The organism is Stenotrophomonas sp. GD03777, assembly GCF_029842485.1.
Classification (GTDB): Bacteria; Pseudomonadota; Gammaproteobacteria; order Xanthomonadales; family Xanthomonadaceae; genus Stenotrophomonas; species Stenotrophomonas sepilia.
Window position 1 is genome coordinate 1 of the sequence record NZ_JAOCGL010000140.1, and the last position, 8,241, is coordinate 8,241.

General features: G+C 68.3%; 8 protein-coding genes and 1 pseudogene. 2 read left to right on the forward strand and 7 right to left on the reverse strand.

The genetic code is table 11. From position 1 onward, the window contains the following. The 7 genes and pseudogenes from rsfS to N5E02_RS19150 form a co-directional block, all read right to left on the reverse strand. Positions 1-384 (reverse strand): ribosome silencing factor (gene rsfS, locus N5E02_RS19120; protein ID WP_279946615.1); only part of this gene is annotated, 384 nt, incomplete at its 3' end. Between the two features lie 58 nt (positions 385-442). Further along, positions 443-1,108 carry a nicotinate-nucleotide adenylyltransferase gene (nadD, locus tag N5E02_RS19125; protein WP_072168534.1) on the reverse strand — a complete coding sequence of 222 codons (666 nt, stop codon included), beginning with the start codon at positions 1,106-1,108 and terminating at the stop codon, positions 443-445. Positions 1,109-1,111: 3 nt separating this feature from the next. Then, entirely contained in the window at positions 1,112-2,149 is a 1,038-nt protein-coding gene (gene holA, locus N5E02_RS19130) for a DNA polymerase III subunit delta (RefSeq protein ID WP_235646268.1), read from the reverse strand. A 90-nt stretch (positions 2,150-2,239) separates the two neighbouring features. After that, positions 2,240-2,746, reverse strand: a pseudogene (gene lptE, locus N5E02_RS19135) (LPS assembly lipoprotein LptE); the annotation flags it as partial. A 137-nt stretch (positions 2,747-2,883) separates the two neighbouring features. Continuing rightward, positions 2,884-5,526 (reverse strand): leucine--tRNA ligase, encoded by a 2,643-nt coding sequence (leuS, locus tag N5E02_RS19140; protein ID WP_139727456.1) that lies wholly within the window; start codon positions 5,524-5,526, stop codon positions 2,884-2,886. Between the two features lie 105 nt (positions 5,527-5,631). Continuing rightward, positions 5,632-6,231: a DUF998 domain-containing protein gene (locus N5E02_RS19145; protein WP_072168536.1), complete on the reverse strand. Its 600-nt coding sequence runs from the start codon at positions 6,229-6,231 to the stop codon at positions 5,632-5,634. Between the two features lie 28 nt (positions 6,232-6,259). Continuing rightward, positions 6,260-6,439, reverse strand: a complete 180-nt coding sequence (locus N5E02_RS19150) for a hypothetical protein (protein WP_141653594.1) — start codon at positions 6,437-6,439, stop codon at positions 6,260-6,262. Between the two features lie 49 nt (positions 6,440-6,488). On the opposite strand from N5E02_RS19150, the gene trxA reads away from it, so the two are divergent. Further along, positions 6,489-7,346, forward strand: a complete 858-nt coding sequence (trxA, locus tag N5E02_RS19155; protein WP_069139614.1) for a thioredoxin — start codon at positions 6,489-6,491, stop codon at positions 7,344-7,346. A 107-nt stretch (positions 7,347-7,453) separates the two neighbouring features. Further along, positions 7,454-8,241: FecR domain-containing protein (locus tag N5E02_RS19160; protein ID WP_345782206.1), on the forward strand; the 788-nt coding region annotated here is incomplete at its 3' end.

Sequence of the window (8,241 nt, forward strand, 5' to 3'; positions counted from 1 at the left end):
CGGCTGGTCGCCGACGGTCCACAGGCGCTCGAGCGCGTAGAACTCACGCACGCGCGGCAGCATCACGTGGACGATCACGTCGCCCAGATCGACCAGCACCCACTCCGCTTCGCGCTCGCCTTCAACACCCAGCGGCATCACGTCGATGTTCTTGGCGAAGCGCACGACTTCATCGGCAATCGACTTGACGTGGCGGGTCGAAGTGCCCGAAACGACGATCATGTAGTCGGCAACGCTGGACCGGCCGCGCACGTCGATCTCGACCAGGTCCTTGGCCTTCAGGTCTTCGGTGGCTTGGCGGACGCTGGCCAGCAGTTCCGGCACGGACGGCGGCGGGCTGGGCAGATCGACCTTGATGGTCTGGGGCTGGGTCTGGTTGCTCAAAATGGATCGACTCGATAAACGTGGGGGCGATTATACGGGGATGGCGCGGCCGCGCCATTCACGCCGTGGCCGGGCGGTACAGCCCGTGTGCAGCGACATAGTCGGCCACGGCCGGTGGCAGCAGTGCGCGCCAGGGACCGCCAGCGGCAATCTGCGAGCGCACGGCGCTGGCCGATTCCTCGCGCAGTGGGTGGTGCAGGCGCAGGATGCGCCCGGCCGGGCTGGCGAACAGGGCCTGCTCATTGTCGGCCCAGCGCCCTTGCAGGGCGCGCCCCAGCTCGCCATCGATCGACGCCTGCAACGGACTGCCCGGCCGTTCGGCCACCACGAAGTGGGCCAGACCGAACAGGGCCTCCCATTCATGCCAGCCGGACAGCCCCAGCAGGCTGTCGGCGCCCACCAGCCAGGCCAGCGGCCGGCTCGGGCCCAGCTCGCCACGCAGCTCGCGCAGCGTGTCGACGGTGTACGACGGGCGACCGGGGCAGCGGGTGGCACGATCCAGTTCGCGACGGTCCAGCAGCAGCCCCGGCTCGTCGCCGATGGCCAGCGACAACATCGTGCAGCGCTGCTCAGCAGTGGCACCGGGCACCGCGCGGTGCGGCGGATCGGCGGCCGGCAGCATGCGCACGGCGACCTGCAGTTCATCACGGGCCGCACGCGCGATCGCCAGGTGCCCGAGGTGCACCGGATCGAAGGTGCCCCCGTAGTAGATCCGCAGGCTCATCACTCAGGCCCGCACCAGCAGGCGCACGGCACGCGGCTCGGCCACGGCCACCAGCAGGCGTTCCAGCGCCAGCCAGGCGTCGCCGTCAGCGCGCCCCTTGGCAATGCGGTCGACCAGCCCCGCCTCGGCCACGAAGCGCTCCCAGCGCTTGCCTTCCGGGTGCCGCTGCAGCGCGCGCTTGTAAGGCGCCTGCCGCGATTCCCAGATGCCGCGCGATTTCATTTCAGCGGCCAGGTTGCCACCACGCGCCTGCACGCGGGCCAGGCCTGCGCCCGCCAGCAGTTCGCGGATCACGATCGGCATCAATGCGGCCACCGCCTCCCCTTCACCGCGCAGGCCGGCCAGCATGCGCAGCACCGCCGGCGGCTGGCCGGAGAACGTCGCCTCCACCAAGCGGAACACGTCGTAGCGGGCAGCGTCAGCCACCAGCGACTCCATCCGTTCCACATCCAACGGCTGGCCGTCGGCCAACAGCGCCAGCTTGTCGATTTCCTGGGCGGCGGCCAGCAGGTTGCCCTCCACCCGCTCGGCCAGGCGCTGCACGGCGGCCGGGTCGGCACGCAGGCCCTTGCCGCGCAGGCGGCGCTCGATCCAGTCCGGCAGTTCGTGCGGCTTGATCGCCCATGCCACCGACAGCACGCCGATGCGGCTGACCGCCTCGGCCCACTTGCCCTGGTGGGCCTTGCTCCATTCATTGGCGGTGATCATCAACACCACGTCCGGTGCCGGGTTGGCGCAGAACTGGCTGATCACCTCGGCGCCCTCCTTGCCCGGCTTGCCGCTGGGCAGGCGCACCTCGACCAGGCGGCGGGCGCTGAACAGGCTTGGCGCATTGAAGCTGGCGTCAAGCTGGTTCCAGTCGAAATCACGCCCGTCGGCATCGAACACTTCGCGTTCGCCGATGCCCGAGGCGCGCGCACGCGCGCGGATGGCATCTGCGGCCTCCAGTACGCGCAGTGTTTCCGGGCCTGCGATCAGGTACACCGGCGCCAACGCGGTGTCAGCGCCCTGGCTGGCCAGCTGCTCCGGACGCAGTTCCATCGTCGCTGCCGCTCAGTGCTTGACGGCGGCGGCAGGCTCTGCCGGCACCGCGCCCTCGATCGGCTTGGCCTTCGGCGCGGACAGGCTGCCCCCCTTCTCGATCTCGGCGCGGACCACGCTGTCGATACGGCGGATGATCGAGGCGGACATTTCCCGGCGCAGCTCCGTGGCCAGGATTTCGCGTTCGGTGGTGGTACCGGTGGCGTCGGTCGGCGGCGACACGTAGTCGCGCGACAGTTCGATCACCTGCTGCGGCACCAGTTCGCTGCCATCCTCGCGGCGGAAGATGAAGATCACCGCATAGCGCAGGCTGTACTCCTGCGCACGACCCTGCGAGTCGATGGCGATCGGGAGGTCACCCCAGCGCTCGGACAACACCTGCAGCTGGGTACTGGGTTCCTTGCTGTCCTCATCGGCCAGCCTGGCACCAGAGGCCAGCAGGCTGCGATTGAGCAGCTTGACCAGTTCACTGTACGGGGCGGTGGATACCACCTTCACCGGGGCGGTGTCGGTCGGCAGCATCAGCTTGTTGCGCAGATGGAAGCCGCAGCCGGCGAGGCCGAGGACAAGAACGAGGGCAAGCAGGATTCGGGTCATGGAGACAGTCTGGCGGAGCCGGGCGATCACGGCAACACACAGCGTGCCCGAAGCCGCGTGAATGCAGGGCCATCAAGCACCCGGCCCTGCTTCTGGAAAGGCATCGGCCACCGCGCGGGTGGCCGGTGCGAGGTACATCAGGCGGCGACGATGTTCACGATCTTGCCCGGGACGATGATGATCTTGCGCACCGTCAGGCCTTCCATGAACCTGGCCGCGTTGGGCTCGGCCAGCGCCAGCGCCTCGACCTGCTCGCGCGCGGCATCGGCCGCCACCTCGATGGTGCCGCGCAGCTTGCCGTTGACCTGCACCGCCAGGGTCAGGGCATCGCGTACCAGCGCACTGCTGTCGGCCTGCGGGAACGGCTGGTCTTCCAGCAGCGTCTCGCCATGGCCCAGCACCTGCCAGAGGGCGTGGCTGGCATGCGGCGTGATCGGGTTCAGCAGCAGCACGACGGCCTGCAGCGCTTCCTGGCGCACCGCGCGGCCCTGCTCGCTGTCGTCCTCGAACCTGGCCAGCGCGTTCATCAGCTCCATCACCGCTGCGATGGCGGTATTGAAGCTGTGGCGGCGACCGTAGTCGTCACCGACCTTGCCGATGGTTTCATGGGTCTTGCGGCGCAGCGCCTTCTGGTTGGCATCCAGTGCTGCAACGTCCAGCGCCGGGGCGGCACCGTCGGCAGCATGCTTCTGCACCTGGGCCCACAGCCGGCGCAGGAAGCGCGCCATGCCGTCCACGCCGGCCTCGTTCCACTCCAGCGACTGCTCCGGCGGCGCGGCGAACATCGAGAACAGGCGCACGGTGTCGGCGCCGTACTTGCCGACCATCGCCTGCGGGTCCACGCCGTTGTTCTTCGACTTGGACATCTTCTCGGTGCCACCGACCACCACCGGCTGGCCGTCGGCAATCAGGGTGGCGCCGGTGATGCGGCCGCGCTCGTCACGCTGCACTTCCACATCGGCCGGGTTGATCCAGTCCTTCGAACCGTCCGGATTCGGGCGGTAGTAGGTCTCGGCGATCACCATGCCCTGGCACAGCAGGTTGCGCGCCGGCTCGTTGCTGTCCACCATCCGCGCGTCGCGCAGCAGCTTGTGGTAGAAGCGGAAATACATCAGGTGCAGGATCGCGTGCTCGATGCCACCGATGTACTGATCGACCGGCAGCCAGTAGTTGCCGCGCTTGTCGACAGCGTCACGGGCACCGGGCGAGGTGTAGCGGGCGTAGTACCAGCTCGACTCCATGAAGGTGTCGAAGGTGTCGGTCTCGCGCTCGGCGGCGCCACCGCATTCCGGGCAGGTGGTCTTGCGCCATTCCGGGTCGGTCTTGATCGGCGAACCGGTCCCGGAGAACGCCACGTCCTCCGGCAGTACCACCGGCAGCTGCTCCTCCGGCACCGGCACCGCACCGCACTTGTCGCAGTAGATCACCGGAATCGGGCAGCCCCAGTAGCGCTGGCGGCTCACGCCCCAGTCGCGCAGGCGGTAGTTGACGCGGCGCTGGCCCTGGGCCTTGCGCTCGAAACGTTCGGCCAGGGCTTCGAAGGCCCCCTGGAAATCCAGACCGTCGAACTCGGCCGAGTTCACCAGCTCGAACGCACGGCTCTTGTCGCTGTACCAGTCCTGCCAGCGGCTACCGTCCCAGTTGCGTTCTTCTTCAGTACGCGGGTCCTTCAGCGCGATGACCTGCTTGATCGGCAGGCCGTACTTGTTGGCCACTTCATTGTCGCGCTGGTCATGGCCCGGCACCGCCATCACCGCACCGGTGCCGTAGCCCATCAGCACGAAATTGGCGACCCACACCGGGACCGGCTCGCCGGTGACCGGGTGCAGCGCGCGCAGGCCGGTGTCCATGCCGCGCTTTTCCTGGGTCTCCAGCTCGGCCTCGGACACACCGCCCTGCTTCAGGTCGGCCAGCATCGCGGCCAGTTCCGGGTTGTTCTTCGCTGCGTGCAGCGCCAGTGGGTGTTCGGCGGCGATCGACACGAAGGTCACGCCCATCACCGTGTCCGGGCGGGTGGTGAACACGCGCAGCGGATCCAGCACGCCACCATCGACGTCGCGCACGTCGAACTGGATTTCCAGGCCCTCCGAGCGGCCGATCCAGTTGCGTTGCATGGTCTTGACCGATTCCGGCCAGCCGTCCAGCTCGTCCAGGCCATCCAGCAGTTCCTGGGCGTAGTCGGTGATGCGCAGGAACCACTGCGGGATCTCACGCTTCTCCACCAGCGCACCGGAGCGCCAGCCGCGGCCGTCGATGACCTGCTCGTTGGCCAGCACGGTCTGGTCGACCGGGTCCCAGTTCACCACCGCGTTGCGGCGATAGGCCAGGCCCTTGCGCATCAGGCGGGTGAACATGCGCTGCTCGTGGACGTAATAGTCCGGACGGCAGGTGGCGAACTCGCGCGACCAGTCGATGGCATAGCCCAGCGATTTCAGCTGGCTGCGCATGTGGTCGATGTTCTTGTAGGTCCACGCCGCCGGCGCGGTCTTGTTCTTGATCGCGGCGTTTTCCGCCGGCAGGCCGAACGCGTCCCAGCCCATCGGCTGCAGCACGTTGTGGCCGGTCATGCGCTTGTAGCGGCTGATCACGTCGCCAATCGTGTAATTGCGCACGTGGCCCATGTGCAGCGCACCGGACGGGTACGGAAGCATCGACAGGCAGTAGTACTTCGGCTTGTCCGAGGTCTCGTCGACCTCGAAGGCACGGGTGGCGTCCCAGTACTGCTGGGCGGCGGATTCAACCTGCTGCGGGTCGTAGGCGTTGGTTTCAGCGCTGGTCATGGAACACGCGGATGCGGCGGCAAAGCGGTACAGCGTACCGCAGTGCGGCAAACGTCTCCAATCCTGCCTGCTGGGGGTGGGCGCCGCGATGCCCCGGGAGCCGTCTCAGCGTTGGCGCGACAGCGGCAGTGCGGTGGCCAGCCAGGCCACCCAGCAGGCGAACGCCAGCCGTTGTGCCAGCGGCGCCGGCAGGACGCCCTGCAGGGCAAACGCGGCCACCGCAGCCAGCATGCCGCAGCCCAGGGCCAAGGCGCCCAGGGCGCGGCCATGCGCCTGACGCAGCTGTGTCGTGCCCAGCAACAGGGTTCCGGCGACGAAGCCCAGCACCCAGATCATCCAGGCACTGGCATGCAGCTGGCTGGCCGGCCCATGCAGATCGTCCACGTCCAGCGGCAGCAAGCCCATCGCGGCAAAGCCCAGGCCAGCCAGCAGCAGCATCTGGCTGCCGACCCTCGATGCCCAGCCGGCAGTGGCGGGCAGGCTGCGGCGCAGGCGCTCAGCCACCACCGCGGCGAGCACGCCGGGCAGCACAAATCCAAGCAGATTGAAGGCCAGCGCATGCGGTACACCCCGCGCACCCAGCAGCGCCACCGGGTGGCGCGCCTGTGCATAACCCTCCAGGCCGGCACCGAAGCCAGACACAGCCAGGACGAACACGACTGCAGCAAGCAGTCCCAACCAACGATCAAGCCGGACCATGGACATTGCGCGCAGTCACCCGGAAAAGAATGGATCAGCGCATTGTCGCGGCAGCGACGCGGTGCGCCAAGCGCGCGACCGAGGCCGGGTGCTTCCGGCGCACCGCGACCACTACGCCGGTCAGCTCCGGAAAGCGGGTGATCCACGAGCTGTACTGCGTGCCACGCCCCCGAGGCCGTCGCGCGCGATGTGATGGCAGGGTTGAGACGGACATCGATCGTCACCATAGAATCGGTCTCCAGATGCCAAGCGATGCTTTCCCCATGACCGAGACGACCTACGTATTCGACGCCACCACTGCGACCTTCGAGGCCGAAGTCCTGCAGAAGTCGCTGCAGACGCCGGTGCTGGTCGACTTCTGGGCCACCTGGTGCGGGCCGTGCAAGACCCTCGGCCCGATGCTGGAAAAGCTGGCTGCCGAGTACAACGGTGCGTTCGAGCTGGCCAAGGTCGATGTCGACAAGGAACAGCAGATCGCTGCGGCCTTCCAGATCCGCTCGGTGCCGACCGTGTTCCTGGTCAAGGGCGGCCAGCTGGTGGACGGTTTCCCGGGCGCCATTCCGGAAGGCCAGCTGCGTGAGTTCCTGGCCCAGCACGGCATCGTACCGGCCGATGTGGGCGATGCTGTCCCCGAAGATGACACCCCGCTGGATCCGCAGGCGCAGGTCGATGTGCTGCGTGCGCAGATCGCCGCCGAGCCGGACAAGGATGAACTGAAGCTCGACCTGGCCCTGGCCCTGCTGCAGATCGGTGGCGTGGACGAGGCAGGCACCCTGATCGACGGCCTGCCTGCCAACCTGGCCACCGACGACCGCGCCGTGCGTGCCCGCGCCCGCCTGGCCTTCGCCGCCGCGCTGAAGGATGCACCGGCCGCCGAGGTACTGGACGCACGCATCGCCGCTGACGGCAAGGACCTCAAGGCCCGCCACCTGCGCGGCGTGCAACTGCTGCTCGGCGGTCATGACGAGGCCGCGCTGGCCCAGTTCCTGGAAATGCTGCGGATCGACCGCGGATTCGAGGAAGGCCTGCCGCGCAAGGCGCTGATCGACGCCTTCAATGTGATCTCCGACGAGGATCTGGTCGGCCAGTACCGCCGCAGGATGGCGTCGCTGCTGTTCTGAACGGGAACCCGCTCCGTTCAGAATCCCTGCACTGAACGCGGGCAATAATGCCCGCGCTGGTGGCCACGCGGTCGCCACGATCCGTTCGGGGGGATGAGGTCGGGGCCATGGGGTCTTGCAGCTGCACCCCCGCATTGCCGGGATTGCAAACTGTGACCGTCGTCCGCTCTCTGTCGTTCGCCATGCATTTAACGGGCGCTCTGCTCTGCGCCCTCTTCCTGATGCCCGCCATTGCCGGCGCCCAGGACTGGAACTACCGGGTCCGGCCCGGCGATACCCTGTGGGACCTGGGCGGGCTCTACCTGAAGCCCTCGGTACGCTGGCAGCAGCTGCAGCAGCACAACCGCATCGACAACCCCTACCAGTTGCCGCCGGGCCAGCTGCTGCGCTTCCCGATCAGCTGGCTGCGCACCGAACCGGCGCCGGCCCGGGTGCTGTCCGTGCGCGGCAAGGTCGCGCTGGCAGGCGCCGATGGCACGGCGACCCGCGCGCTCCAGGCCGGCGAACAGCTGCATATCGGTGACACCGTGGAGACCGAAGGCGATTCCAGCATCACCCTGGAATTCGCCGATGCCTCGCGCCTGCAGCTGCGCGAGTACTCGCGCCTGCGCCTGGACCAGCTGAGCCGTTACGGCCACACCGGCATGGTCGACACCCGACTGCGCCTGCAGCAGGGGCGAGCCAGCAACCGGGTGACGCCGGCGCGCGGCCCCGCCTCGCGTTACATCATCGATGCGCCCACCGCGACCAGCAGCGTGCGCGGCACGGTGTTCCGGGTCAGCGCCGGGGATGACGGGCACGTCGGTGCCACCGAGGTCCTGCAGGGCAAGGTGCAGGTCGGCAACTCCCATGGCCAGCGCCTGGTCCGGCCGGGCCAGGCGACCCGCAGCAGCAG

Bases quoted from the DNA above. Each gene is read 5' to 3' on its own strand.
- nadD (WP_072168534.1), bottom strand. From the start codon at position 1,108: ATGAGCCTGCGGATCTACTACGGGGGCACCTTCGATCCGGTGCACCTC.
- holA (WP_235646268.1), bottom strand. From the start codon at position 2,149: ATGGAACTGCGTCCGGAGCAGCTGGCCAGCCAGGGCGCTGACACCGCG.
- leuS (WP_139727456.1), bottom strand. From the start codon at position 5,526: ATGACCAGCGCTGAAACCAACGCCTACGACCCGCAGCAGGTTGAATCC.
- N5E02_RS19145 (WP_072168536.1), bottom strand. From the start codon at position 6,231: ATGTCCATGGTCCGGCTTGATCGTTGGTTGGGACTGCTTGCTGCAGTC.
- N5E02_RS19150 (WP_141653594.1), bottom strand. From the start codon at position 6,439: ATGTCCGTCTCAACCCTGCCATCACATCGCGCGCGACGGCCTCGGGGG.
- trxA (WP_069139614.1), top strand. From the start codon at position 6,489: ATGACCGAGACGACCTACGTATTCGACGCCACCACTGCGACCTTCGAG.